This is a genomic window from Bacillus sp. LJBS17 (assembly GCF_019334685.1).
GTDB classification, from domain to species: Bacteria; Bacillota; Bacilli; order Bacillales; family Bacillaceae; genus Bacillus; species Bacillus subtilis.
In genome coordinates, this window is record NZ_CP079759.1 from 443,178 (window position 1) to 469,406 (window position 26,229).

Annotated in this window: 28 protein-coding genes; 23 read left to right on the plus strand and 5 right to left on the minus strand. The window is 46.0% G+C overall.

What is annotated here, in order from left to right; genetic code table 11:
* Positions 1-10 precede the first annotated feature (10 nt).
* Complete coding sequence (locus tag KXZ66_RS02235) at positions 11-619, minus strand: dienelactone hydrolase family protein (protein WP_038829069.1); 609 nt, start codon at positions 617-619, stop codon at positions 11-13.
* Between the two features lie 85 nt (positions 620-704).
* On the opposite strand from KXZ66_RS02235, the gene KXZ66_RS02240 reads away from it, so the two are divergent.
* Positions 705-1,097 carry a 3-hydroxyacyl-ACP dehydratase FabZ family protein gene (locus KXZ66_RS02240; RefSeq protein ID WP_219144773.1) on the plus strand — a complete coding sequence of 131 codons (393 nt, stop codon included), beginning with the start codon at positions 705-707 and terminating at the stop codon, positions 1,095-1,097.
* Between the two features lie 32 nt (positions 1,098-1,129).
* Here KXZ66_RS02240 and KXZ66_RS02245 read toward each other — a convergent pair whose 3' ends face one another.
* Positions 1,130-1,294, minus strand: a complete 165-nt coding sequence (locus KXZ66_RS02245; RefSeq protein ID WP_003234425.1) for a hypothetical protein — start codon at positions 1,292-1,294, stop codon at positions 1,130-1,132.
* 132 nt (positions 1,295-1,426) lie between these two features.
* Between KXZ66_RS02245 and KXZ66_RS02250 the strand changes: the two genes are divergently transcribed.
* From KXZ66_RS02250 to KXZ66_RS02290, 9 genes are all read left to right on the plus strand, one after another.
* Positions 1,427-2,176: a phosphoglycolate phosphatase gene (locus KXZ66_RS02250; RefSeq protein ID WP_003234424.1), complete on the plus strand. Its 750-nt coding sequence runs from the start codon at positions 1,427-1,429 to the stop codon at positions 2,174-2,176.
* 205 nt (positions 2,177-2,381) lie between these two features.
* Positions 2,382-3,155, plus strand: a complete 774-nt coding sequence (pxpA, locus tag KXZ66_RS02255) for a 5-oxoprolinase subunit PpxA (RefSeq protein ID WP_120027782.1) — start codon at positions 2,382-2,384, stop codon at positions 3,153-3,155.
* A 14-nt stretch (positions 3,156-3,169) separates the two neighbouring features.
* Positions 3,170-4,384 (plus strand): NRAMP family divalent metal transporter, encoded by a 1,215-nt coding sequence (locus KXZ66_RS02260; protein WP_014478854.1) that lies wholly within the window; start codon positions 3,170-3,172, stop codon positions 4,382-4,384.
* A 23-nt stretch (positions 4,385-4,407) separates the two neighbouring features.
* Positions 4,408-5,181, plus strand: coding sequence for a putative hydro-lyase (locus tag KXZ66_RS02265; RefSeq protein WP_103803548.1), 774 nt, complete (start codon positions 4,408-4,410; stop codon positions 5,179-5,181).
* A gap of 44 nt (positions 5,182-5,225) precedes the next feature.
* Positions 5,226-5,948 (plus strand): 5-oxoprolinase subunit PxpB, encoded by a 723-nt coding sequence (pxpB, locus tag KXZ66_RS02270; protein WP_029317303.1) that lies wholly within the window; start codon positions 5,226-5,228, stop codon positions 5,946-5,948.
* A 2-nt stretch (positions 5,949-5,950) separates the two neighbouring features.
* Entirely contained in the window at positions 5,951-6,958 is a 1,008-nt protein-coding gene (gene pxpC / locus KXZ66_RS02275; RefSeq protein WP_080121237.1) for a 5-oxoprolinase subunit PxpC, read from the plus strand.
* A 15-nt stretch (positions 6,959-6,973) separates the two neighbouring features.
* Positions 6,974-7,726, plus strand: a complete 753-nt coding sequence (locus tag KXZ66_RS02280; protein ID WP_014478857.1) for an IclR family transcriptional regulator — start codon at positions 6,974-6,976, stop codon at positions 7,724-7,726.
* A gap of 63 nt (positions 7,727-7,789) precedes the next feature.
* Positions 7,790-8,431 (plus strand): spore germination lipase LipC, encoded by a 642-nt coding sequence (lipC, locus tag KXZ66_RS02285; RefSeq protein ID WP_041850707.1) that lies wholly within the window; start codon positions 7,790-7,792, stop codon positions 8,429-8,431.
* 172 nt (positions 8,432-8,603) lie between these two features.
* Positions 8,604-8,849, plus strand: a complete 246-nt coding sequence (locus tag KXZ66_RS02290) for a YczI family protein (RefSeq protein WP_003240256.1) — start codon at positions 8,604-8,606, stop codon at positions 8,847-8,849.
* Positions 8,850-8,854: 5 nt separating this feature from the next.
* Here the strand turns inward: KXZ66_RS02290 and KXZ66_RS02295 are convergent, their stop codons facing one another.
* Positions 8,855-9,142 (minus strand): antibiotic biosynthesis monooxygenase family protein, encoded by a 288-nt coding sequence (locus KXZ66_RS02295; RefSeq protein ID WP_014478859.1) that lies wholly within the window; start codon positions 9,140-9,142, stop codon positions 8,855-8,857.
* 150 nt (positions 9,143-9,292) lie between these two features.
* On the opposite strand from KXZ66_RS02295, the gene pbpC reads away from it, so the two are divergent.
* The 4 genes from pbpC to KXZ66_RS02315 all read left to right on the plus strand — a co-directional run bounded on the left by pbpC (position 9,293) and on the right by KXZ66_RS02315 (position 16,295).
* Entirely contained in the window at positions 9,293-11,299 is a 2,007-nt protein-coding gene (pbpC, locus tag KXZ66_RS02300; RefSeq protein WP_014478860.1) for a penicillin-binding protein 3, read from the plus strand.
* A gap of 100 nt (positions 11,300-11,399) precedes the next feature.
* Complete coding sequence (locus KXZ66_RS02305; protein ID WP_124073408.1) at positions 11,400-12,302, plus strand: aldo/keto reductase; 903 nt, start codon at positions 11,400-11,402, stop codon at positions 12,300-12,302.
* Between the two features lie 185 nt (positions 12,303-12,487).
* The gene (gene mtlR / locus KXZ66_RS02310; protein ID WP_080528932.1) at positions 12,488-14,572 is read left to right on the plus strand and encodes a mannitol operon transcriptional activator MtlR; all 2,085 of its coding nucleotides are present in this window, start codon (positions 12,488-12,490) and stop codon (positions 14,570-14,572) included.
* Positions 14,573-14,783: 211 nt separating this feature from the next.
* Positions 14,784-16,295 carry a class I adenylate-forming enzyme family protein gene (locus KXZ66_RS02315; protein ID WP_032726504.1) on the plus strand — a complete coding sequence of 504 codons (1,512 nt, stop codon included), beginning with the start codon at positions 14,784-14,786 and terminating at the stop codon, positions 16,293-16,295.
* A gap of 17 nt (positions 16,296-16,312) precedes the next feature.
* On the opposite strand, the gene KXZ66_RS02320 is transcribed toward KXZ66_RS02315, so the two are convergent.
* The gene (locus tag KXZ66_RS02320) at positions 16,313-16,909 is read right to left on the minus strand and encodes a class I SAM-dependent methyltransferase (protein WP_204267228.1); all 597 of its coding nucleotides are present in this window, start codon (positions 16,907-16,909) and stop codon (positions 16,313-16,315) included.
* Positions 16,910-17,064: 155 nt separating this feature from the next.
* Here KXZ66_RS02320 and KXZ66_RS02325 point away from each other — a divergent pair, with 155 nt between their 5' ends.
* The 5 genes from KXZ66_RS02325 (at position 17,065) to amj (ending at position 20,898) form a co-directional block, all read left to right on the plus strand.
* Entirely contained in the window at positions 17,065-17,925 is an 861-nt protein-coding gene (locus KXZ66_RS02325; RefSeq protein ID WP_003234401.1) for an SDR family oxidoreductase, read from the plus strand.
* Between the two features lie 15 nt (positions 17,926-17,940).
* Positions 17,941-18,444 carry a D-lyxose ketol-isomerase gene (gene lyxE, locus KXZ66_RS02330; protein WP_003234400.1) on the plus strand — a complete coding sequence of 168 codons (504 nt, stop codon included), beginning with the start codon at positions 17,941-17,943 and terminating at the stop codon, positions 18,442-18,444.
* An 85-nt stretch (positions 18,445-18,529) separates the two neighbouring features.
* A complete protein-coding gene (locus KXZ66_RS02335; RefSeq protein ID WP_003234398.1) occupies positions 18,530-19,081 on the plus strand; it encodes a GNAT family N-acetyltransferase in 552 nt (183 codons plus the stop codon).
* A gap of 77 nt (positions 19,082-19,158) precedes the next feature.
* A complete protein-coding gene (locus KXZ66_RS02340) occupies positions 19,159-19,581 on the plus strand; it encodes a pyridoxamine 5'-phosphate oxidase family protein (protein ID WP_014475844.1) in 423 nt (140 codons plus the stop codon).
* Positions 19,582-20,088: 507 nt separating this feature from the next.
* Positions 20,089-20,898: a lipid II flippase Amj gene (gene amj / locus KXZ66_RS02345; protein WP_219144774.1), complete on the plus strand. Its 810-nt coding sequence runs from the start codon at positions 20,089-20,091 to the stop codon at positions 20,896-20,898.
* A gap of 44 nt (positions 20,899-20,942) precedes the next feature.
* Here the strand turns inward: amj and KXZ66_RS02350 are convergent, their stop codons facing one another.
* Positions 20,943-21,233 carry a DUF3817 domain-containing protein gene (locus tag KXZ66_RS02350; RefSeq protein ID WP_014475846.1) on the minus strand — a complete coding sequence of 97 codons (291 nt, stop codon included), beginning with the start codon at positions 21,231-21,233 and terminating at the stop codon, positions 20,943-20,945.
* 184 nt (positions 21,234-21,417) lie between these two features.
* Between KXZ66_RS02350 and lrpC the strand changes: the two genes are divergently transcribed.
* From lrpC to epsK, 4 genes are all read left to right on the plus strand, one after another.
* The gene (gene lrpC / locus KXZ66_RS02355) at positions 21,418-21,852 is read left to right on the plus strand and encodes a transcriptional regulator LrpC (protein WP_003246585.1); all 435 of its coding nucleotides are present in this window, start codon (positions 21,418-21,420) and stop codon (positions 21,850-21,852) included.
* 64 nt (positions 21,853-21,916) lie between these two features.
* Complete coding sequence (locus tag KXZ66_RS02360) at positions 21,917-24,100, plus strand: DNA topoisomerase III (protein WP_032726499.1); 2,184 nt, start codon at positions 21,917-21,919, stop codon at positions 24,098-24,100.
* 201 nt (positions 24,101-24,301) lie between these two features.
* Complete coding sequence (locus KXZ66_RS02365; protein WP_021481724.1) at positions 24,302-25,390, plus strand: hypothetical protein; 1,089 nt, start codon at positions 24,302-24,304, stop codon at positions 25,388-25,390.
* On the plus strand, positions 25,371-26,222 hold the full coding sequence (gene epsK, locus KXZ66_RS02370) for a cyclic-di-GMP receptor EpsK (protein WP_021481723.1): 852 nt from the start codon (positions 25,371-25,373) through the stop codon (positions 26,220-26,222). The genes KXZ66_RS02365 and epsK overlap by 20 nt, the downstream gene beginning before the upstream one ends.
* Positions 26,223-26,229 lie beyond the last annotated feature (7 nt).

The following is a 26,229-nucleotide window of genomic DNA, read 5'->3' on the forward strand; positions in this document are numbered from 1 at the left end:
CTGTAAGCGATTAAAAAATTTCTGATGAAACAGGGCGGAGCCGTTTTTCCGCCCCGTTTTTTATGATAGAGAGCGTTTTGAAGAAAAGGGCCCTGTTGAAATAAACAGAATCAGGATTGGCGAAGCCGTGAAGCGCATCGAATTGATAAATCTCAAGATGGGTATGCTGTTTTTCCCGCAGTTTTTTGATAAGAAGCGCTACGTCAAACGACGGCTCATAATTAGGGAAAAACAATAGGACCGGGCAGGCTGGCACGTGATGAAGAGAGTCGCGTATCCGGGAACCGTAATAACAAACCGATCCGCTCACCTCAGGCATACTGCTGCATTTCCATGCGATAGTAGCCCCCACGCTGAATCCAATCACAAAGATGTGCCGTCCGGCGTTTTGTCTGATCACATTCTGGATGATGGTTTCTCCCGTTTTCAGCCGTTCGTGTTTTGTAAATTGTTCGTATGCCGTTTTTTCTTCTTGCAGTGTGTAGACTTCATCCTCGCCGAGCAGGTTGGGCGTCAACACATCATATCCAGCCATTTTGATCAGCCGGCCCATCTTTTTCATATGGCTGTTTACACCGTATATTTCGTGTACGAGAATGACAAGCGGTTTTGGGGACATAACGGCCTCCTTTTGTGTTTTTTCCATTATATCCTATCGTTTCACTTTAGGCTGAGATATAATGGTCAAAAAAAGGAGATATAAAATGAACTCATTATCTTTGCCTCACCGCTATCCATTTTTGTTTATTGATGGCGTGACGGACAGCGAGCCCGGCAAACATGCGGCAGCTTATAAGCTGATTAGTGAGAACGACTGGTTTATCACTGATACGCAAACAGAAATGCCGTTTTCATTTGTGATTGAAGCGCTTGCGCAAACCGCGGCTTTTACAGGAATTACAGATGAGAACAGCTTGGGATTATTGTCTTCGGTGAGGAAAGCGGAAAAGCTGGGAGAAGCTGTGCCTGGTGACCGGCTTGATCTTACGTTTGAAGTCACGCGCAATCGGCGCGGGTTTGTGTTCGGACATGCCAAGGCGTCAGTTGGAGAGCAGCCTGTTGCTGAAGCTGAAATCGGCATCTATATTGAAAAATGAAAAAAACCCTTCACAACATTTTGTGAGGGGTTCTATTTTGTGTCGTAATCCCGTTCGCTTTGAGAGTTATCTCTTTGCTGGCGTTTGTGTTTTTCATCATTCATATTTTCCTTCAGCTCTTCATTAGGAATCGGATCGGTTAAGTCGTTGTGCTCGGGGTTTTCATTTGGTTTGTTTTGCTGTTTTTTTTCTGTCATGTTTGATCACCTCACCGTTTGTTTTCCTCTTATCCATTCTCCTCAAACATAGGAAATCGCTTTTTTGTCCCGCTGGGTATAATGTATTAGAATAGAGAGAAGCACAACAAAAAGATAAAGAGAGGTACATATATGTCTGTTCAAAGAGAAGATGTAGATATCAAGCTGATCGCAATTGATATGGATGGTACACTGCTGAACGACGAGCAGCTGATCTCGGATGAAAACCGCAAAGCCATTCGTGAAGCGGAGGATAAAGGTGTGTATGTGGTGATCAGCACGGGCCGGACGCTGATGACGTGCAGGGAGCTGGCGGAATCGCTAAAGCTGTCATCCTTTCTAATCACGGCAAACGGCAGTGAAATTTGGGATTCGAATTTTAATTTGGTGGAACGGAAGCTGCTTCATACGGACCATATTCAAATGATGTGGGATTTGCGGAATAAGCACAACACTAATTTCTGGGCTTCTACGGTGAATAAAGTATGGAGAGGCGAGTTTCCGGAAAACATTACGGATCATGAATGGCTCAAATTCGGCTTTGACATTGAGGATGACGATATCCGAAACGAAGTGCTTGAGGAGCTGAGAAAAAACAAAGAGCTCGAAATCACAAATTCAAGTCCGACAAACATTGAAGTCAACGCGCTTGGCATCAACAAAGCTGCAGCCCTTGCCAAGGTTACGGAAAAACTCGGCTTTACAATGGAGAATGTGATGGCGATGGGCGACAGCCTTAATGACATTGCGATGATCAAAGAAGCGGGTCTTGGCGTCGCAATGGGCAATGCGCAAGACATCGTAAAAGAAACGGCTGATTATATCACGGATACAAATATTGAGGATGGTGTCGCTAAAGCGATTCGCCATTGGGTACTATAAAAAAAGAGAGTCCTAAGATGGACTCTCTTTTTTAGTTTGGCAGGTTTTCTTCTGGGACCATGGTAGGTTTTCTGACAAAAGTATTTCACAAACTGATATGATTCACTTATAATGAAATAAAGTTCAAAAATTCGGAATAGTCATTCCGAATTTCGGGACAATAAATGACATAAAGCATATCGTTTGCTTTGGCAGGAGGGATTCTGTGTTTCAGATTGATTTAAACTGTGATTTAGGAGAAAGCTTCGGAGCCTACAAGATAGGTCTTGACCAAGATATTTTAGAGTATGTGACATCAGCGAATATCGCATGCGGATTTCATGCAGGAGATCCTAGTGTTATGCGAAAAACCGTCGCGCTTGCAGCGGAAAAAGGCGTAAAAATCGGCGCGCATCCGGGCTTGCCGGATCTACTCGGTTTTGGGCGCCGCAATATGGCGATTTCTCCTGAGGAAGCGTATGATCTTGTCGTTTATCAAATTGGCGCGCTCTCTGGCTTTCTAAAAGCAGAGGGACTTCACATGCAGCACGTCAAGCCGCATGGGGCTTTATACAATATGGCGGCAGTCGATCAAAAACTGTCGGATGCTATCGCGAAAGCTGTCTATAAGGTTGATCCCGGCCTGATTCTTTTCGGTCTTGCTGAGAGCGAGCTTGTAAAAGCGGGAGAACGGATCGGACTTCAGACCGCAAATGAAGTGTTCGCCGACAGAACATACCAATCGGACGGCACACTGACACCGCGCTCCCAGCCGGACGCACTCATTGAAAGTGATGATGCCGCCGTCACCCAGGTCATCAAAATGGTGAAAGAAGGGGCGGTCAAATCTCAGCAAGGACATGATGTGTCATTAAAAGCAGATACAGTCTGCATTCATGGAGATGGAGCCCATGCGCTGAGATTTGCGCAAAAAATCAGAAAACAGCTCAAAGCGGCTGGAATTGAAGTGACAGCTATTTCAGAACAGAAGTCAACATAAAGGAGGAACAATAGATGGAGCAGCAGAAAAAGACAGCAGGAAAAAAAGCGGGCAGCTGGTCATTGCTGATGGGCGCCGCCTTTTTAATGGCGACATCAGCAATCGGACCGGGTTTCCTCACCCAAACCGCAACATTCACAAACACACTCGCAGCAAGCTTCGGTTTTGTCATCTTAATCTCTATTATTTTAGATATTTTCGCCCAAACCAATGTGTGGCGCATCATCGCAGTTTCTGGAAAACGAGGTCAGGAAATTGCGAATATGGTGCTTCCCGGACTGGGGTATTTCATCGCCATTCTCGTCGTGCTTGGCGGACTAGCTTTTAATATTGGGAATATCGGAGGGGCCGGGCTGGGACTTCAGGTGCTGTTCGGCATTACACCTGAAACAGGCGCTTTAATCAGTGCCGTTATCGCCATTTTGATTTTTGTCATCAAGGAAGCAGGAAAAGCGATGGACCGTTTTACGCAAATCGCGGGGTTCGTGATGATTATTTTAACGGTCTACGTTGCGGCGACGACAGCTCCTCCGGTTGGACAGGCAGTCGCAAATACATTCGTCCCGGAACACATCAGCATATTTGCCATTGTCACCCTAGTGGGCGGAACCGTCGGCGGTTATATCACATTTGCCGGAGGACACCGTTTGCTTGATGCCGGAATTAAAGGAAAGGAATCCATTCCGCAGGTGACAAAGAGCTCGGTTGTCGGCATTTTAATTACATCTGTCATGCGTATCGCTCTTTTTCTTGCGGTTCTAGGCGTTGTATCGAAAGGCCTGCACATCGATGAAAGCAACCCGGCGGCTTCTGTCTTCAAGCTGGCTGCTGGAAATGTCGGTTATAAAATTTTCGGATTGATCATGTGGTCTGCGGCGATTACGTCTGTTATTGGAGCAGCCTATACATCTGTTTCATTTTTTAAAACCTTTTCTCCAAAAATTGAAAAGAATTCACGCGGTATTATTATCGGATTTATTGTGGTTTCTACGTTAGCTTTTGTCACAATCGGCCAGCCTGCGAAGATCCTCGTCCTTGTCGGTTCACTGAACGGCTTAATTCTGCCGATTGCGCTCGGAACGCTGCTTGTTGCCGCCTACAAGAAAAACATTGTCGGTGATTATAAGCATCCGCTTTGGCTGACAAGCACAGGCGCGCTTGTAGTGATTGTAATGGCAGTTATGGGAATCTACACGTTAATTACACAACTTCCTCAATTGTGGAGCTGATATAAGTGGAGCAATTAAACAAAATGGCGCCAAAGGATGTACGCGCCCTGATACGAGAGGGGAAAATAAACGGGCCGACCGCAGGCATGTCCGGCGGCTACGCCCAAGCGAATCTTGTGGTTTTGAAAAAGGACCTTGCGTTTGATTTTCTGCTGTTTTGCCAGCGAAATCAAAAGCCCTGCCCCGTGCTGGATGTGACTGAAGCAGGTTCGCCTGTGCCGTCTCTGGCTGCGCCTGATGCTGATATCAGAACGGACTTTCCGAAATACCGTATTTACAGGCACGGTATCTTATCGGAAGAAGTATCTGATATTACGCCATACTGGGAGGACGATTTTGTCGGCTTTCTGATCGGATGCAGTTTCTCCTTTGAACAGGCACTGATCAATAATGGGATAGCTGTCCGGCATATTGATGAGGGGACAAACGTCTCGATGTATAAAACGAATATCGATTGTGTTCCGGCGGGGGCGTTTCACGGACAGATGGTTGTCAGCATGAGGCCGGTTCCTGAACGGCTGGCTGTACGTGCCGCGCAAGTGACCTCGCGTTTTCCGGCTGTGCACGGAGGGCCGATCCATATCGGCAATCCGGGAGCAATCGGGATTCGCGATCTCAGGAAACCGGATTTCGGAGATGCCGTTTCCATTCGTGACGGCGAGGTTCCTGTTTTTTGGGCATGCGGGGTGACTCCGCAAGCCGTGGCTATGAATGTAAAGCCTGAAATGGTCATCACACATGCGCCGGGGCATATGCTCATCACAGATATTCGAGACGAGTCGCTTGCGGTGCTGTAACCTCTCGTCATCCTGATGAACGAGAAATAAAAGAGGTGAGAAAGATGACTGTACGATATCAAATCGAACAGCTCGGTGATTCTGCAATGATGATCCGATTCGGAGAAGAAATCAATGAACAGGTCAACGGCATTGTCCATGCCGCGGCCGCTTATATAGAAGAACAGCCATTTCCGGGATTCATTGAATGTATCCCGGCTTTTACAAGTCTAACCGTATTTTATGATATGTATGAAGTGTACAAGCATTTGCCTCAAGGCATAAGCTCACCTTTTGAGAAGGTCAAGCGCGATGTCGAAGAGCGGCTGGTAGAAATAGCCGAAGACTATGAGGTCAACCGCCGTATTGTAGAAATTCCCGTTTGCTATGGCGGTGAATTCGGTCCGGATTTAGAAGAGGTGGCGAAGATCAATCAACTGTCACCGGAGGAAGTAATCGACATTCATACAAACGGGGAATATGTGGTGTATATGCTTGGCTTCGCGCCCGGTTTTCCTTTTCTAGGCGGGATGTCAAAACGCATTGCAGCTCCGAGAAAATCATCGCCAAGACCGTCGATTCCCGCAGGTTCGGTCGGTATTGCGGGATTGCAGACAGGCGTTTATCCGATTTCAACGCCGGGCGGCTGGCAGCTGATCGGCAAAACGCCGCTCGCTCTTTTCCGGCCGCAGGAAAACCCGCCGACATTGCTGCGGGCGGGAGATACTGTGAAATTCGTTCGCATCTCAGAAAAAGACTATCACGCCTATAAGGAGGAGTCCAATTGAGCATGAAAGTATTAAAGCCCGGACTGCTCACAACGGTTCAGGATATAGGCAGAACGGGTTACCAAAAATACGGCGTTCTGGCCAGCGGCGCTATGGACACGGTTTCACTGCGCATTGCCAATCTGTTGATAGGAAACGGCGAAAATGAAGCAGGTCTCGAAATAACGATGATGGGGCCCGGTCCGTCGTTTCATTTTTCAAAACAGACACTGATTGCTGTGACAGGGGCGGACTTCACGCTGCGTATTAATGACGAGGAAGCGCCTTTATGGAAGCCTGTGCTCATCAAGGAAAACAGCACGGTCAGCTTTGGCCCCTGCAAACTCGGCAGCCGTGCTTATTTGGCGGCAGCCGGTGGCATTGAGGTGCCTGCCGTCATGGAAAGTAAAAGCACATACGTCAGAGGAAGCATCGGCGGACTTCATGGCAGAGCGCTTCAAAAAGAAGATGAACTGAACATTGGAGAGATGTCAGCTCTTTCGCAAACTATCCTTTCCCGCTTAAGTTCGCAGCTTGGAAATCAGGGATTTGCAGCACCGAAGTGGTCAGTCAGCCGCGGCAGATTTCTGCCATTGAAGAAGAATCCCGTCATTCGGGTGCTGGAAGGAAGGCAATTTGCCTTTTTCACAGAAGAATCAAAAACGCGTTTTTATGAAGAAGCATTTCGTGTCACGCCGCAGTCCGACCGTATGGGCTACAGGCTCAAAGGAGAACCGCTCGAACTGAAGGCCCCGCTTGAGATGGTGTCGGAAGCGGTTTCATTCGGAACAGTTCAGGTGCCGCCTGACGGCAACCCGATTATCCTGCTTGCAGACCGGCAGACGACTGGCGGCTATCCGAGGATCGCGCATATCATATCCGCTGATCTTCCGATTGTTTCCCAAATCATGCCGGGCGAGCACGTCCAGTTTAAGCCTGTATCCCTTCAGGAGGCAGAAGCGCTTGCGATTGAACGGGAACAGCATATAAAAGAACTGAAAACGAGAATAAAGATGGAATGGCTGACATAGCAAAGGGGATGAATGATGCAGAATAAAAATAAAACCGTAGTCAAATCTATGGCGCTACTTAATTTGTTTTTGCATAAACCAAGCCTAACCTTAAGTGAACTGGTGTCGCTGACGGGAATGCCGAAGACCTCTGTTCACCGGATGGTCAGCTCCTTGGAGGAAATGGGGTTCCTCAGTCGGGATGCGTCCGGCGCTTATTCGCTGGGATTGGTGTTTTTGGAATTCGGACAGCTTGTCGCTGACAGGCTGGATATCAGAAAAATAGCGAAACCGGTGATGGAAGAGCTGTGCCGGGAAGTGGATGAGGCCGTGCAGTTGATCATGAGGGACGGCAATGAAGCGATATACGTTGAGAAAATAGAAGGGACACAGACTGTGCGGCTGTATACGGCGATCGGCAGGCGTTCCCCCCTATACGCGGGAGCGTGCGCCAGAAGCATTCTGTCTTTTCTTCCCCGTGAAGAAATCGAAGCATACATCAAACAAACCGAGCTCATTTCGATTGGCTCCGGAACGATTACCGATCCCGAAAAACTGCTTCAGGAGATTGATGCCTCTGTGCAAAATGGCTATACTGTCAGCTATTCAGAGCTCGAAAACTATACGGCGGCGATCGGCGCCCCGATCTTTAACCATAAGCGCCAGGTGGCAGCCGGCATTAGCATTGCAGGCTTTGAAGCGAGATTTACAGAAGACAGGCTGCCCTATTTAACAGAAAAGGTGAAGGACGCCGCTTTACAGATTTCAAGAAAAATAGGATATACATAAGTAGCCAATCTTTTCTCTGCTGCGTACATTAACGTATCGACGTTCAAGAGTGGAGGAAAGAACATGGTGCTTCGATATACAGCTCTGGGCGATTCCTTGACTACAGGGAGAGGCTCTGGGCTGTTTTCACCCGGCTTCGTCCAGCGTTTTGGGGACATGATGGAAGCTGACTTGAAAACAAGAACGGCAATAAAAATATTTGCCAGATCAGGCCTGAATACAGAAGAGATTTTGGGACTCCTGTCATATCCCTATGTGCAAAAATGCATTCGAGATGCTGATATGATAACGATCACAGGGTGCGGAAACGATCTCATCGATTCGGTCTTAGCCTACCAAACCTCTAAGGATGAAACGATTTTCAGCCGTGTATCCGCCCATTGCCATGAGAATTTTGAAAAGATGATTGCCAAAATCGCCGAGATTAAAGGAGAAAAACCTTCCCCGTACGCCATCCGAGTGTTCAACTTATACAATCCGTTTCCCGGCATTGAAATCGCCGGCAAATGGATCACATCCTTTAATTCACATTTAGAAACACTTGCATCAGCACCCCATGTCAAAATCGCAGATGCCTATAGCATCTTCAAAGGCAAGGAGCGGGAATATCTGTCCTTTGACGGTGTCCATCCGAACTGCAAAGGCTATCAAGCGATGGCTGAAGCCGTTCACAAGCTAGGCTATAAAGAACTATCAGTTTCATAGAAAACGCGCCTCATGACAGGCGCGTTTTTTATGTGTGATCGAAATATTAAAAGAAACTTAAAATTCTCTGTCTTCTGTTCTACAGACAAACAAAGTGCGCTAGAATAATGGAGGACGTAGGCAAATATAGCCATAACGTTCAATATTTCGTATATAAGGAAGGATGGTCCTTTTGTTTCGGATTTTTAAAATGTCTTTTGCGGTTATCATTATTATACTGGCGCTTATTGCTTTTAACTATACGGAACACACCTCTGTTATCCAATCGGTCATGCTCGTCTTTCTTGGCGCGGTCATGTTTATGCAGGGGCTTGAAGAGCGCAAAAAAGAAAATGACGGCTCAGGCGCTTTTAATATTTATACCGCCGTTTTTGTATGGTCTGTCTCCCTTATCGGTTTTACACTTCATATTATATAAATCTATTACACATCCTGAAAATGCTCGACCGTCGGGAACGGGGTATAGAATCGATGAAGCAAGGCTTTCCACTCTTGATACTCTGAAGAACCGCGAAAGCCTTCCGTATGGTTCTCAAGTGTTTCCCACTCCACAAGAAGCAGATATTTATGCGTTTCCTCCATGCATTTTGATAACGAGTGAGTGATATAGCCCTTCATGCCGGAAATAATCGGCGCCGCTTGCCGGAATGCATCCTCAAACTCTTGTTCAAGGCCTTCTTTAATGTGAAGCATTGCTGCCTCTCTGACCATGCTATCCCTTCTTTCTGTCTTTTCAAATAGTCTACAGCAAACGATAGGAGATTTCTGCAAAATCGGTGAACTTTTCCTTCATTTTCAAAAAAATCTTGCACGCACCAATTCAATTAAGAGAAAATAACAAGTGGAAGGCAGGGGAAAGTCATGTTAAAAAAGTGTATTCTACTAGTATTTCTATGCGTCGGATTGATTGGGTTAATCGGATGCTCCAAAACAGATTCACCAGAGGATCGCATGGAAGCATTCGTGAAACAGTGGAACGATCAGCAATTCGATGACATGTATCAAAGCCTGACTAAAGATGTCAAAAAAGAAATCTCCAAAAAAGATTTCGTCAACAGGTATAAAGCCATCTATGAGCAGGCCGGCGTAAAAAATTTGAAAGTCACTGCGGGAGAAGTAGATAAGGACGATCAAGACAACAAGACGATGAAACATATCCCGTATAAAGTCAGCATGAACACAAATGCCGGCAAAGTCAGCTTCAAGAATACTGCTGTGCTGAAATTAGAAAAAACAGATGACGAGGAGTCATGGAATATAGATTGGGACCCATCGTTTATTTTCAAGCAGCTGGCTGACGACAAAACCGTGCAAATTATGAGCATTGAACCGAAACGAGGCCAAATTTACGATAAAAATGGAAAAGGTTTAGCTGTCAATACAGATGTTCCGGAAATTGGAATTGTTCCCGGAGAGCTTGGCGATAAAAAAGAGAAAGTTATAAAAGAACTCGCCAAAAAACTTGATTTGACTGAAGACGACATCAAGAAAAAGCTGGATCAAGGCTGGGTAAAAGACGATTCGTTTGTGCCGCTCAAAAAGGTCAAGCCAGACCAGGAGAAATTAGTTTCTGAAGCGACGTCATTACAAGGCGTAACAAGAACGAATGTCAGCTCCCGCTACTATCCGTATGGCGAAAAGACAGCCCATTTGACAGGCTATGTCCGCGCCATTACAGCGGAAGAACTGAAGAAAAAGAAAGAAGGAACGTACAGCGATACGTCTAACATCGGTATCGCCGGACTTGAAAATGTGTATGAAGACAAGCTAAGAGGCACAACTGGCTGGAAAATCTACGTGCCGCAAACCGGGGAAGTCATCGCTGAAAAGAAAGCAAAGGACGGCGAGGATCTTCACCTCACAATTGATATCAAAACGCAAACGAAGCTGTATGATGAATTGAAGGATGACAGCGGGGCGGCAGTCGCGCTGCAGCCGAAGACAGGCGAAACACTAGCCCTTGTCAGCGCGCCTTCCTACGATCCAAATGGATTTATTTTCGGCTGGAGCGATAAGGAATGGAAAAAGCTAAACAAAGATAAAAACAATCCGTTTTCAGCGAAATTCAATAAGACATACGCGCCAGGTTCTACCATTAAACCGATTGCGGCTGCTATTGGAATCAAAAACGGCACCCTTAAAGCCGATGAGAAGAAAACAATCAAAGGCAAGGAGTGGCAAAAAGATTCGAGCTGGGGCGGCTATTCAGTGACACGTGTGTCTGAGAGACTTCAACAAGTCGATTTGGAAAACGCCCTTATTACGTCAGACAATATTTATTTTGCCCAGAATGCGCTTGATATGGGAGCGGACACCTTCACAAAAGGCTTGAAGACATTCGGTTTTTCAGAGGACGTTCCGTACGAATTCCCGATCCAGAAATCGTCTATTGCAAATGACAAGCTTGATTCAGACATTTTGCTTGCGGATACAGGCTACGGACAAGGGCAAATGCAAATGTCTCCGCTTCACTTGGCAACTGCTTACACGCCATTTGTTGACAATGGAGACCTTGTCAAACCGACGCTGATCAAAAAAGATTCACAAACAGCTGATGTTTGGCACAAGCAAGTGGTCACCAAGGAAGGAGCGGCAGACATTACAAAAGGTCTGAAAGGCGTTGTGGAAGATGAGCGCGGATCAGCGTATCAGCCTGTCGTGAAAGGAATCACAGTGGCCGGGAAAACAGGAACAGCCGAGCTGAAAACATCAAAAGATGATAAAGACGGCACGGAAAATGGCTGGTTTGTCGGCTACGATTACAAAAACAAAGACCTGCTTGTCGCCATGATGATCCAAAATGTGCAGGACCGCGGCGGCAGCCACTATGTCGTTGAGAAAGCGAAAAAGCAATTTCAATCGAATTAAAATGTCTTTTTAAAAGGAGCGAAAGGAAAAAGGGGATCTGAGGCCGAATGAACTAGTAAGGGGCAAAACCCGGTTTATACAAAGAAAAGAGGGATTTTGCATGCAGCGTATTCAATTGGCGGAGGATCTTCAATTTTCAAGAGTCATACACGGGCTTTGGCGGCTGAATGAATGGAACTATTCAGATGCTGAACTTCTGAGCCTCATTGAATGGTGTATCGATCACGGCATCACGACCTTTGATCATGCGGATATTTATGGAGGCTATACGTGCGAAAAGTTGTTTGGAAACGCCCTTGCCCTTTCACCTGGATTAAGAGAAAACATAGAGTTGGTCACAAAATGCGGTATCGTTCTTGAATCGCCTGAACGGCCCGCTCACAGATCGCATCATTATAACACAAGCAAATCGCATATTTTGGCATCCGTTGAGCAATCGCTTATGAACCTTAGGACGGATTATATCGATATGCTTTTGATTCACAGACCGGACCCGCTCATGGATCCGGAGGGGGTAGCAGAGGCGTTTCAGGCCTTGAAATGCTCTGGCAAGGTCAGGTACTTTGGCGTTTCAAATTTTAAAGATCACCAGTATCGGATGCTGGAATCATATTTGCCCGAGAAGCTCGTAACCAACCAGATTGAGCTTTCCGCATACGAATTAGAAAATATGCTCGACGGCACTTTGAACCTGTGCCAGGAAAAACGGATTCCGCCGATGGCTTGGTCGCCTCTGGCAGGCGGCAAAGTATTCACTGGAAACACGGATAAAGACCAGCGTGTCCGCACGGCGCTTGAATCCGTCCAAGGGGAAATCGGCGCTGCTTCATTGGACGAGGTCATGTACGCATGGCTGTTCACGCATCCGGCCGGCATCATGCCGATTGTCGGAAGCGGAAAGCGCGAGCGGATTTCCGCCGCGATAAATGCGTTGTCATACAAGCTTGACCAGGATCAATGGTTCCGCATTTTTACAGCCGTACAGGGTTACGATATTCCATAAAAAGCATCAGCTTACCAGCTGATGCTTTTTCAATATTGTCACACCGCATAGTGCCAAATTACCATTTATAAGTGATTGATTCTTTCTTGAAAGCGTTTTATATTAAAGGGAAACCTCTCTATATCCTCTACTGCATCTCCTTGCGACTTCATCCGCACATCAAGATAGTCTAGGAGGTCTTTTTTATGTATATGACTGCCAGAGAACAAAAACTGTTAAAGCACTTATTATTACAAAACAGATATATAACCGTAACTGAGCTTGCTGAGCTGATGCAAGTCAGCACGAGAACCATTCACAGGGAACTCAAATCAATTAAACCGCTGATGGAAACCGTGGGGCTTACGTTAGATAAACAGCCCGGTAAAGGGTTGAAAGCAGTGGGAAGTCCCGAAGATAAACAAAAGCTGCTTACTGATTTATCATATGAACAGCATGAATACAGCGCCGACGAACGGAAACTGCTCATTCTTTGTTCGTTATTAGAGTCTCAGGAGCCCGTCAAACTGTACACGCTTGCTCATGATCTCCAGGTGACGAATGCCACGGTCAGCTATGACTTAGATGAGCTCGAGAAGTGGATTTCTCCCTTCGGACTGACACTGATCCGTAAAAGAGGTTTTGGCATCCAGCTTATAGGGCCGGAGAATGCGAAACGGAAAATTGTCGGCAACTTGATTGTGAACCGTCTCGACATCCAAATGTTTTTGGAAGCGGTTGAATTAAACATCAAAGGAAAAACCGATTCTTCAGAGAAAATGTTCGGGGTTGTCAGCAAAGGTGAGCTGTTAAAAATGGAGCGCATCTTATTTCAGCTCAAAGAAAAAATCGCTTTTTCATTGTCCGACAGCTCCTATATAGCGCTCGTCGTCCATCTGACGTATGCTATCGAACGAATTAAGCTTGGGGAAACTATCACCATGGAGCAAAATGAGCTTGAGGAACTGAAGAATGCGAAGGAATACAGCTCCGCTCTTGAAATCGCGGGCGAGCTTGAACGTGCCTTCGGCGTGACGATTCCAGAGGCGGAGGTCGGCTATATTACAATCCATCTTCGAAGCGCCAATCGAAAATACAAAACAGAATACAAAGCGCAGGAAATTGAGCTGGAAACAGCCCTGCAAACAAAGCGGCTCATTGCTTTTATTTCAGACAAAATCAGAATGGATCTGACGAAAAACTACTCTTTATATGAAGGCTTGATTGCCCATTTGGAGCCGGCCGTCAGCCGCATAAAAGAAAATATTGAGATATACAATCCGATGAAGGAACAGATCAAGCGCGATTATTTTCTGCTTTATATGGCGATCGAAGAAGGCGTCGAAAAGTATTTTCCGGGCATGTCCTTTTCTGATGATGAAATCGCTTTTATCGTTCTTCACTTTGGCTCGGCTCTTGAAATCAAAAAAGAAGAAGCAAAAGTGAAAGCGCTTGTCGTCTGCTCAAGCGGGATCGGCTCCTCGAAAATGCTTGCCTCCAGACTGAAAAAAGAGCTGCCGGAAATTGAATCGTTTGATATGTCATCTCTGATCGAGCTAAAGGGGAAGGATGTTCAAGCCTATGATATGATTGTGTCCACTGTACCGATTCCTTATGAAAACATTGATTACATCATGGTCAGCCCGCTATTAAATGAGGAAGACGCAAACCAGGTTAAGCAGTATATCAAGCGGAAGATTCCCCTTATTCTTAACAAAAAAAGAAGCCCGAAGGAAGAGGCGCAGCAAGCTGATGTACCTGACATGCTAGAGGCGGCAGAAAGCATAGGGCGGTATATGGAGGTTATCCAAGATGTTCTGCGCCATTTTACGCTAGCTCAACTCAAAACAAACCCGGACCATAGCATGCTTTTGCTAGAGCTTTTTCAACAGCTGAAGAAGGATGGCCTGATCCGTGATCCGGAAAAAGCCGCGGTTTGCCTGGCTGAGCGGGAGAAACAAGGAGGATTGGGAATCCCCGGAACAAACATGGCGCTTTATCATCTCAAAAATGATGAAATCGTCCTGCCTTTTTTCAAAATGTTTGATCTCAGCACCTCCTATGAAGTGGATGGCATGGACGGAAATACCCTCAGGATGACACGCATTCTCGTCATGATGGCGCCTAGCTCATTATCTGCTGAAGGCTCGGAGATTTTAAGCGCGATCAGCTCGGCAATTATCGAGAGCGGAGAAAGCATGGCGGGGTTTCAGGAAGAAGGAGAACAAGAATTGTATCAGCGGTTAAACCGCATATTTTTCACATGGATGAAAGAAAAAAACATACTGTAAACCTGCATGGCACACGTCAAAAATTTGGCGTGTGTTTTTCTTTGGACGGGGAACAAAATAAGAAAATGTGGGACTATTTTATCATTCAGTATTGGAATAATTCCAAAATGAAATAGTTTTACAAGTTATCTTTTTTGGGTTAAAATGGGTGAGGTAAGGAAGAAAATCTAACAAATTATTGAAGATTCAAGAGAATATAGGAGATGACGATATGGAAACATTACAGCATCTGATTCTGCATGACATGCCGAATAGCGAAGATATAGAGGCTGTAAAAAGCGGAGACCATACACTGACATATAAAGGTTACCGTAAACGGATTAATCAGCTGGCGAATGCCATGCTTCAAAAAGGAATTCAAAAGGGCGACCGTGTTGCATTGCTTTGCAAAAACGGCCATCCCGCCTCAACTGTTATGTTCGCCGCACTTGAAATAGGTGCTGTTGTCGTACCTGTCAGCTGGCAGCTGAAACCATATGAAATGACAGGCATTTTAAAAGCAAGTGAACCGAAAGCAATGTTTTACGGAGCGGAGTTTAAAGAGACACTGGATGAAGTTCTTCCTGAATTGTCCTCACTGTGTGTAACAATGGAAACAGGAACAGCTTACGAAACATCTGCTGAATTTGAAGCGCTGTTTGCAGGTCCTGATCATTTGCCAGAGACGGAAATGGTTTCCCCTGATGATACAGCACTTTTGATGTTTACATCTGGAACAACGGGTAACCCGAAAAGATGCATGATTACACATGGCGGCATATACAGATACGTTAAAAAATCCAACAGCTCAATAGCACGCATGAAGGGCCTTCGTTTTCTCGCGTGCCATCCGATTTATCATACGAGTGCGCTCATTTGCATCATGCTTGGAACGTTTGCAGAAACAACCTTTGTGTTTACAAAGGATCAAGATCCTGTTCACATGCTGAAGGTCATTGAAGAAGAGAAAATTCAGACCGTGATGGCTCTTCCTGTGTTCTACACGTATTTGCTTGAGGCGTGGGAAACGCACCAAACTGACTTATCTTCGCTTGTTATTTTAATGACAGGCGGAACAAAAGTGCCGAGCAGCCTAATCCGCCGCTATCTTGATATTGGCATTCCGCTTGCGCATGGCTATGGAAGTACTGAGGCTTGGGGCATCAGCACATGGACGCCTGATATGGGAATGGATAAAGCGGCATCTGCAGGAAAACCTGTGGCAGGTGTTAAAGTCAAAGTGGAAGATCCTCTGACCGGAGAAGAACTTCCTCAAGGAGAAATCGGCGAAATCGTTGTTCATACTCCATTCTTATTTAAAGGCTATGAAGACAATCCTGAAGCAACAGCGAAAGTGCTGCAAAATGGATGGTTTAGAACCGGAGATTCAGGATATGTAGATGAAGATGGCTTTATTTTCATCACGGGACGCTACAAGGATGTCATTATTTACGGAGGCGATAACGTCTATCCTGATCAGGTTGAAGAAGTTATCCAGCAGATCCCGGGAATCCTTGAAACGGCTGTGGTCGGTATTCCAGACCCGCTTTACGGTGAAAAACCGAAAGCTTTTATCGTGAAAAATGGCGGCCAGCGCATCACGGAAGAGGATGTCATCGCATTTTGTAAAGAACGCCTGTCCGCTTACAAAATACCTGAAGTTGAATTTGTTAACGAACTGCCGAAAAACAACCTTGGCAAGGTGAAAAAAGACGTCCTGCGCAATCAGGCTGTACATTCATAAAAAAGAAGCCCGCCACTTTATGTGGCGGGCTTCTTTGCACTTGCACAGACGGAAAGCTCAGGCTTAATGTTCTTAAATTGTATATCAATGTCTTCGAAGCCGGCTGCTTTAAAGTCAGCAATCATCTGTCTTCCAAATGATTTGGTTTTCTCAGGACTGGCATCCGCTTCCCGCGGCTGCATCGTAATGGCTGCTTTGCCGCCTGGCTTTAATGCCCGATAAATCTGTTTCATGCCTTTTGTTTGGTCATTCCAAATGGTGTAGTTATTAACGGAAATCACTTTATCATAAAACGAGGCGGGGAGAGGAAATGTCTCGATGCTTCCTTGTATCAGGCGTACGCCCTTTGGTTTCACTCTGCGGGCGGCCAGCTTCAGCATGGCCTCTGACACATCAATCCCATGGAGATGAACATCCTTCTCGCGTTTCAGCATCTGCTGCATGCAGTATCCCGGGCCAAACCCGACTTCTAAAATGCTGTCCCCGCGCGTGATACCCAGCTGATTGATTGTCCACTGATTCAGTGTTTGATTTTCAGCAGCCATGATGTACCCGGCAATCATGCCGATGACGCCCTTTGGCCTGCTGAATCTTCTAAAAAGCATGTTAATCATTCAGCAACCAACCCCCTTTTTGAGTTAATTTCCTTCCAGCGTTCCATGTGAAACATTTTTCTGATAAAGCAATGCGAAGGTGCCAAGCCATGTTTATCCAAAGAGTGTGTGAGGTACACAACAAATAGACATGAAAACAAAGGAGGAGAATCATCATGGCAAATTATCCAAAAGAACTGCCGGCACAAACTCAAAGTCGCCAGCCGGGAATTGAAAGCGAAATGAATCCAAGTCCGGTGTATGAGTACGAGGATTATAAAGGAGCAGACAAATTAAAAGGAAAAGTAGCTCTTATTACAGGCGGCGACAGCGGGATCGGACGCGCGGTTTCCGTCGCTTACGCAAAGGAAGGCGCTGACATCGCCATTGTGTATAAGGATGAGCATGAAGACGCTGAGAAGACGAAGAAACGTGTTGAACAAGAAGGCGTAAAATGCCTGCTGATTGCTGGTGACGTAGGTGAAGAGGAATTCTGCAATGAAGCGGTTGAAAAAACGGTCAAGGAACTAGGCGGCCTTGACATCCTTGTCAACAATGCAGGTGAACAGCATCCGAAAGAAAGCATCAAAGATATTACGAGCGAACAGCTTCACCGCACATTCAAAACAAACTTTTATTCTCAATTTTATTTGACTAAAAAAGCAATTGATTACCTGAAACCAGGCAGCGCCATCATCAATACGACATCTATCAACCCGTACGTAGGGAACCCGACACTGATTGATTATACAGCGACAAAAGGGGCGATCAACGCCTTTACAAGAACAATGGCGCAGGCGCTTGTTAAAGACGGCATCCGTGTAAATGCAGTCGCGCCGGGTCCAATCTGGACGCCACTAATCCCAGCTACGTTCCCTGAAGAAACAGTTGCTCAATTTGGGCAAGATACGCCGATGGGCCGTCCTGGACAGCCTGTTGAGCACGTCGGCTGTTATGTGCTCCTGGCATCAGATGAGTCCTCTTACATGACAGGACAGACCCTGCATGTCAACGGCGGAAACTTTGTGACGACATAAGAGGGAGTGAGACATATGGGCATCACGAAAGAAGAAGTGAACAGCTACTATCAAAAAGCAGGGATTGTATTAACGGACGAGGAAGTAGACCAAATCCAGCTGATGGATTACGGCTTAGGAAAAGAAAGAAAAGTCGGGCTCCAGCTCTTCGTCTACGTCAATACAGACCGTTATTGTTCAAAGGAATTGGTGTTGTTTCCGGGACAGACTTGCCCGGAACACCGCCATCCGCCGGTCGACGGCCAGGAAGGCAAGCAGGAGACCTTCCGCTGCCGCTACGGAAAAGTGTATCTTTACGTAGAAGGAGAAAAAACGCCGCTTCCAAAAGTTCTCCCTCCTCAGGAAGACAGAGAACACTATACGGTCTGGCACGAAATTGAGCTAGAACCGGGCGGGCAATACACGATTCCACCAAACACAAAGCATTGGTTCCAGGCCGGGGAAGAAGGTGCCGTCGTGACGGAAATGTCATCGACGAGCACGGATAAACATGATATCTTTACCGATCCAAGAATATAAGGATGGGCTTAACAGCCCATCCTTTTTGTATTGAAAAAAACAGAATCATCGCTATAATGGTTAAAAAAGGAAAGAGGGCGAGGCAATGTTCACTTGCAAGGTAAATGAGCACATCACCATCCGATTATTGGAGCCGAAGGATGCGGAGCGGCTGGCCGAACTCATTATCCAAAATCAGCAGCGGCTTGGCAAGTGGCTGTTTTTTGCGGAAAATCCAAGCAGCGCTGAAACGTACCGAGAAACAATCATTCCAGATTGGCGGCGCCAGTATGCCGACCTGAACGGCATTGAGGCGGGGCTCCTTTATGACGGCAGCCTATGCGGCATGATCAGCCTGCATAACCTTGATCAAGTGAATCGTAAGGCGGAAATCGGATATTGGATTGCCAAAGAATTTGAAGGGAAAGGCATTATTACAGCTGCCTGCCGAAAACTCATTACGTATGCTTTTGAAGAGCTTGAGCTGAATCGTGTGGCGATCTGTGCGGCTGTCGGAAACGAAAAAAGCAGAGCGGTTCCGGAGCGGCTCGGGTTTCTAGAGGAAGGCAGGGCACGGGACGGCTTATACGTAAACGGCATGCATCACGACCTCGTCTACTACAGTCTGTTAAAGCGTGAATGGGAAGGCGAAAAATAAAGAGCACACTTTCTTGTTTAAATCTTCCCCGGATGTGGAAAAGTAACAGCGGAGACGTTAAAAAGGAGTGATTCGAGATGAATCAGCAAGACATTAAACAAAAAGTGCTTGATGTTCTAGATCACCATAAAGTAGGTTCGCTCGCAACAGTTCAAAAGGGCAAACCGCATTCCCGCTACATGACTTTTTTCCATGACGGGCTGACGATTTACACACCGACAAGCAAGGAAACTCATAAAGCGGAAGAAATTGAGAACAACCCCAATGTCCACATTTTATTAGGCTATGATTGTGAAGGGTTTGGCGACGCATATGTCGAAGTTGCCGGAAAAGCCAAAATTAACAATTCGGCAGAACTCAAGGACAAAATATGGAGTTCCAAATTAGAGCGCTGGTTTGACGGCAAGGATGATCCGAATCTGGTGATTCTTGAAATTGAACCGGAGGATATCAGATTAATGAATGCCGGGGAGAAAACACCGGTCTCACTAGACCTGTAAATAATAATTGTGTTTTCAGGGGCGATATGTTATTATGAATAGCTAGTAAGAAAAATAAGCAAATAAAAAAGAAAGTAAACTTCTTTTTTCTGTTTTGAGAGAGAAGCTTACCGCTTCCCAAGCAGCATAACCAGCTGCCCTTATTCTTTTCCTTCATAACAAATCGCCCCTAACGATGAGATGGAAAAAAGACTTTTTTGTTTTACAATTCACACCGGCGCGGCTTCGGAGCCGCAGTGACGATTGAGAGGTAGGGCTTTCGTTGTCTTGTGTTCAAGAAATTTCCATGGTGTTTACTTTCCAGAATGATTCTTCGGAACAATGCTTTATGAATCTAACCCGCCTGACTTGGCGGATGATATAATCTTTATTTGCGTATAGAAAAGAATAAGACAAACCGCCCGGCGTACGCCGGACGGTTTTTTTATTGCAAAAAACACATCGTACTGAAACCTCCTTGTCTTCTTTCCAGTCTTATCTCTAGGATGAAATTGGAGGAAGAATAACGTGCATGTCATTACAACACAAGTACTTTTTATTTTTTGTTTTTTATTGCTGATTCACTCGATAGAAACCTTAGCCTATGCTACAAGGCTTTCCGGGGCCCGCGTTGGATTTATTGCGTCCGCGCTTTCTCTGTTTAATGTCATGGTCATCGTATCCAGAATGTCGAACATGGTGCAGCAGCCCTTTACCGGGCATTTAATTGATGATGCTGGAAAAAACGCACTGGCGATTGTAGGGGAGCAGTTCCGCTTTTTAATTTTCGGATCGACAGTCGGCACCATTTTGGGCATTATCCTGCTCCCGTCTTTTGTCGCTCTTTTTTCACGGGCGATTATTCACTTGGCGGGCGGCGGCGGCTCCGTTTTTCAAGTTTTCCGAAAGGGATTCTCGAAACAAGGATTCAAAAATGCCCTTTCCTATTTGCGTCTGCCGTCTATTTCATATGTAAAAGGATTTCATATGCGCTTGATTCCGAAGCGTTTGTTTGTCATCAACATGCTGATCACATCGATTTATACGATTGGCGTGCTTTCGGCTTTATACGCAGGCCTTCTGGCGCCGGAGCGCAGTACGACAGCCGTCATGGCTTCGGGTTTGATCAACGGAATTGCGACGATTCTGCTGGCCATTTTTGTTGATCCTAAAGTATCCGTTCTAGCTGATGATGTGGCAAAAGGAAAACGAAGCTATCTCTATTTAAAATGGACCTCTGTCACAATGGTCACATCAAGGGTGGCGGGCACACTCCTCGCCCAGCTCATGTTTATTCCGGGGGCCTACTATATCGCGTGGCTGACAAAGTGGTTTTAATAAATAAGGCTGGATCATAAAAATCCAGCCTTTTTTGCGTTCCCTTATTTATATTTCCTTAATCCGCGGTCGTACAAAAAATTTCCGAATGGGACGAAAGCGGCGATGAAGCCGGCAGCTGACCATTTCAGCGGCCATTTGACAGAGAAGGTTGCATAAGCCAAGACAAGCAAATACAAAATGAACAACCCGCCGTGAACCGAACCGACAATTGTCACCGCAAGCGGAAGGCCTGCCCAATATTTAAGCGGCATAGCGATGAACAACAGGATTAAGAGTGACATTCCTTCAATAAAACCCATCGTGCGAAGTCTTCCAATCGGCGTGTGCAGCATAAATCGCCCTCCTTGTGGACACGTTTTCATTTTATACTATAAACAATCCGGAGGGGCATATGACAGCTTTCAAAAAATGTTCGGAAAACATTCATTTTTACATGCCTTTTCTAGGGAACTGTACTTGTCATTTACAAAAATACCCGAGATAATGTGTACAAAATCAAAAAAGAAGGATGTTGAAATGAAACTTGACCAGATTGATCTGAATATCATTGAGGAGCTGAAGAAGGACAGCCGTTTGTCGATGAGGGAATTAGGCAGAAAAATTAAGCTGTCGCCTCCATCTGTGACAGAACGGGTAAGGCAGCTTGAATCGTTTGGCATCATCAAGCAATACACGCTGGAGGTCGACCAGAAAAAACTGGGGCTTCCCGTTTCCTGCATTGTAGAAGCAACCGTTAAAAACGCGGATTACGAGCGGTTCAAAAGCTATATTCAAACATTGCCGAATATTGAATTTTGCTACCGGATTGCGGGTGCAGCCTGCTATATGCTGAAAATCAATGCCGAAAGCCTCGAAGCGGTAGAAGATTTCATTAACAAAACATCGCCCTACGCGCAAACCGTCACTCACGTCATTTTCTCAGAAATTGACACGAAAAACGGGCGCGGTTAGAGAGTGCCGCGTGAAGTCTGTTATAATAACAGGATGAGCGCGAAAGAAAGAGAAGTGATCAAGCATGTCAAAAACAGTAGTATTAGCTGAAAAACCTTCAGTCGGCCGGGATTTAGCCCGGGTGCTGAAGTGCCATAAAAAAGGAAACGGTTATCTCGAAGGCGATCAATATATTGTGACCTGGGCTTTAGGCCATTTGGTGACGCTTGCTGATCCAGAAGGCTACGGAAAAGAATTTCAATCATGGCGCCTAGAGGATCTGCCGATTATCCCAGAACCCTTAAAGCTTGTGGTAATAAAAAAAACCGGAAAGCAGTTCAATGCAGTCAAATCCCAGCTTACCCGTAAAGACGTCAATCAGATTGTCATCGCGACTGACGCAGGCCGGGAAGGTGAGCTTGTTGCGCGCTGGATCATTGAGAAAGCGAATGTCCGAAAACCAATCAAGCGGCTGTGGATTTCATCTGTGACGGATAAAGCGATCAAGGAAGGTTTTCAGAAGCTGCGCAGCGGCAAAGAATATGAAAACCTGTACCATTCTGCCGTCGCCAGAGCGGAAGCGGATTGGATTGTGGGGATCAACGCCACCCGTGCACTTACCACAAAATTCAATGCCCAGCTCTCATGCGGTCGTGTGCAGACTCCGACGCTTGCCATGATTGCAAAGCGCGAGGCAGACATTCAGGCGTTTACGCCCGTTCCGTATTACGGTATACGTGCTGCAGTCGACGGCATGGCGCTGACGTGGCAGGATAAGAAATCAAAGCAGACGAGAACGTTCAATCAAGATGTAACAAGCCGTCTGCTAAAAAATCTCCAAGGAAAGCAAGCGGTCGTAGCTGAGCTGAAAAAAACAGCGAAAAAAAGCTTTGCGCCTGCGCTTTATGATTTAACGGAGCTGCAGCGTGACGCCCACAAGCGCTTCGGTTTTTCTGCTAAAGAAACGCTTTCTGTCCTACAAAAGCTATATGAGCAGCATAAGCTCGTCACATATCCGCGGACGGACTCTAGATTTTTATCCAGTGACATCGTCCCGACGTTAAAAGACCGTCTGGAAGGCATGGAAGTAAAACCGTATGCCCAATATGTCAGCCAAATTAAAAAACGCGGCATTAAATCTCATAAAGGATATGTCAATGACGCGAAGGTGTCAGACCACCACGCGATTATCCCGACCGAAGAGCCGCTCGTTCTCAGCAGTCTGAGTGATAAAGAACGAAAGCTGTATGACCTGATTGCGAAACGTTTCCTGGCTGTATTAATGCCTGCATTCGAATATGAGGAAACAAAGGTCATCGCAGAAATCGGCGGAGAAACCTTTACGGCGAAAGGCAAAACCGTGCAGTCGCAAGGGTGGAAAGCCGTTTATGATATGGCGGATGAGGATGATGAGCAGGAGGATGACAGAGACCAGACACTTCCTGCGCTTCAAAAAGGCGACACACTTGCCGTCCGCACGTTAACGGAAACAAGCGGTCAAACGAAGCCGCCTGCCCGCTTTAACGAAGGGACCTTGCTGTCAGCGATGGAAAACCCAAGCGCATTTATGCAGGGAGAAGAAAAAGACCTCGTCAAAACGCTTGGAGAAACAGGCGGCCTCGGCACGGTGGCAACGCGTGCCGACATTATTGAAAAACTGTTCAACAGCTTTTTAATCGAGAAAAAAGGCCAAGATATTTTTATCACGTCTAAAGGAAAACAGCTCCTGCAGCTTGTTCCGGAGGATCTGAAATCACCGGCCTTAACAGCAGAATGGGAGCAAAAGCTGTCTGCGATCGCGGCCGGCAAATTGAAATCGGCTGTTTTTATTAAAGATATGAAGGCTTACGCTCACCAAACGGTAAAAGAAATCAAAAACAGCAGCCAAACCTTCCGACATGACAACATCACGGGAACGGCATGTCCGGAATGCGGCAAAATGATGCTGAAAGTAAACGGCAAACGCGGGACGATGCTCGTGTGCCAAGATCGTGAATGCGGAAGCAGAAAAACGATTGCCCGAAAAACAAACGCACGCTGCCCGAATTGCCATAAAAGAATGGAGCTTCGCGGCCAAGGCGAGGGCCAAACCTTTGCGTGTGTGTGCGGTCACCGTGAAAAGCTCTCTGTATTTGAAAAACGAAAAAACAAAGACAAAGCGCGTGCTACCAAACGGGACGTATCCTCTTATATGAAAAAACAAAATAAAGATGAGCCGATTAACAACGCGCTGGCAGAACAGCTGAAAAAACTTGGTTTGGATAAATAATAAAAAAACCTGTGCATATCGCACAGGTTTTTCTATTGGACTTAGGTCCTGTTTTTTTAATGTCCAAAAAGGGAAAAAAAGCTAGCAATCTGCATTTTTTTCTTTTATAGTAAATGTACTTTGTAACGTGGCAGTCATATTTTCGTCTATAACTATTTGTGAGCGTCTGATTTGCTTCAGGCGACAAAGGGGGATTTGCCTGTGAGGCATGTACTAATTGCTGTCATCTTATTCTTCTTATCTATCGGACTTTCCGCAGGGTGTGCTGAAGCTGGAAACAAGACCCAAAATCAGTCGGCAACAGAAGTGAATGCCAGCCCGCTCCAGCCGGCGGAATATTTCATCTATCACAATTTAATGAATGACCAAGGGCTGATCAAAACCGATTTTTCAGACCAGCCTTCTTACTTGTCGGAATCTCTCGGCCTGTGGATGGAGTTTCTGCTCAGCAAAAATGATGCACCGCATTTCCAGGATCAATATCAGCATCTTACTGATTCATTTCTGCTGAGCAATCACTTGGTGACGTGGAAGATTCAAAATGGCCAAGCGAGCGGGACGAATGCGCTGATAGATGATATGAGAATTATGCTGTCTCTTGACCAAGCCGCCGCAAAATGGGGCCGCAGCGACTACGCGCAAACGGCTAGGGATATCGGCACGTCTTTGAAGACATACAATATGAACAATGGGTTATTTACAGACTATTACGACTCACAGGCCGCTTCAAAGGATGTGACGCTTTCATACGTCATGCCTGACGCCTTAGCTGTCTTAAAGAAGAATGGAATCATAGACGAAGACACAGAACAGCGGAATGCCAATGTTCTCTATTCAGCTCCTTTAAAAAATGGCTTTCTGCCGAAAACATACAGCTCGGAGACGAAGGAATACACATACGACAGTGAAATCAACCTGATTGATCAGCTTTACACTGCTTGGCATTTGCCGGAAGGGGATGAAAAAGCATCTGTTTTAGCGGACTGGATCAAGCAGGAATTTCAGAAAAACGGAAAGCTGTACGGGCGGTATTCGGCAGATACGAAGGAGCCTGCCGTCCAATATGAGTCTCCATCCGTATATGCATTAGCCGTATTGTTTTTGACAAAACAGCATGAAAACAGTTCTGTCATCAAAGCCATATATGACAGAATGAATGACTTTGAAATTCATGATCCGGTGAAATCGTATTATGGAGGCTATATGAGCGGCACTCAGACGCATTCATTTGACAATCTGCTGCCGCTGTTAGCCGAAAGGAAGCTTTTTAATGAAAATATCATTCAGTGAATCACAAAAATTATTTGCTTATTTTTCAGGGCTCATCGCGGCCCTGTCTCTGTTTATTTATTATGTGTCAGCCCAGCAATCGGAAGGTGCTCTGATCCTTTGCATCACATTTGTCGTCATCGCCGCAGGCATCTGGTTCGGCCCGATTTACGCGCTGGCAGTGACCTTAATCGTACTCTTTGTTCTCGGCACCTTAATGATGTTTTTCCAGACTGGACAGACATCGCTCTTTCCGGCTGAGGAAGGGCTGCGAATGCTTGTCGTGTGGGGAATCGCGCTTTTGCTGTTTTCTTTTATTTCTGGACGAATCCACGATATTACGGCAGAGCTTCGGCGCTCAATGACACGGCTTCAATCCGAAATCAAAAGCTTTGTTGCTGTTGACAGAGTGACCGGTTTTGATAACAAGCAAAGGATGAAGCTGGAACTTTCAGAAGAAATCAAGCGGGCGGAGCGCTATGGCAATTCTTTTGTGTTTTTGCTGCTCCATATGCATTATTTCAAAGAGTTTAAGTCTTTGTACGGTGAAAAAGAAACGGACCGCCTCTTCCAATATGTCGGTCAGCAAATCAGGACAAGCGTTCGGGAAACGGATAAGAAATTCCGTCCCTCTGACGAGCGTATCGGGATCGTGCTGACGCACACGCCTGCTGAACATATGCCGGCCGTTCTGACCAAGCTGAAGAAACAATTGGATACATATCAGCTGGAAAATGGAAAGTATGTGTCGCTTACGTTCCACGTTTGCTATTTGCCCTACCGCAACGATATCAAAACAGCTGATCAATTTTTAGAAGAACTGGAAAACGAGATGATGATGAATGAACTATAAAGGAATC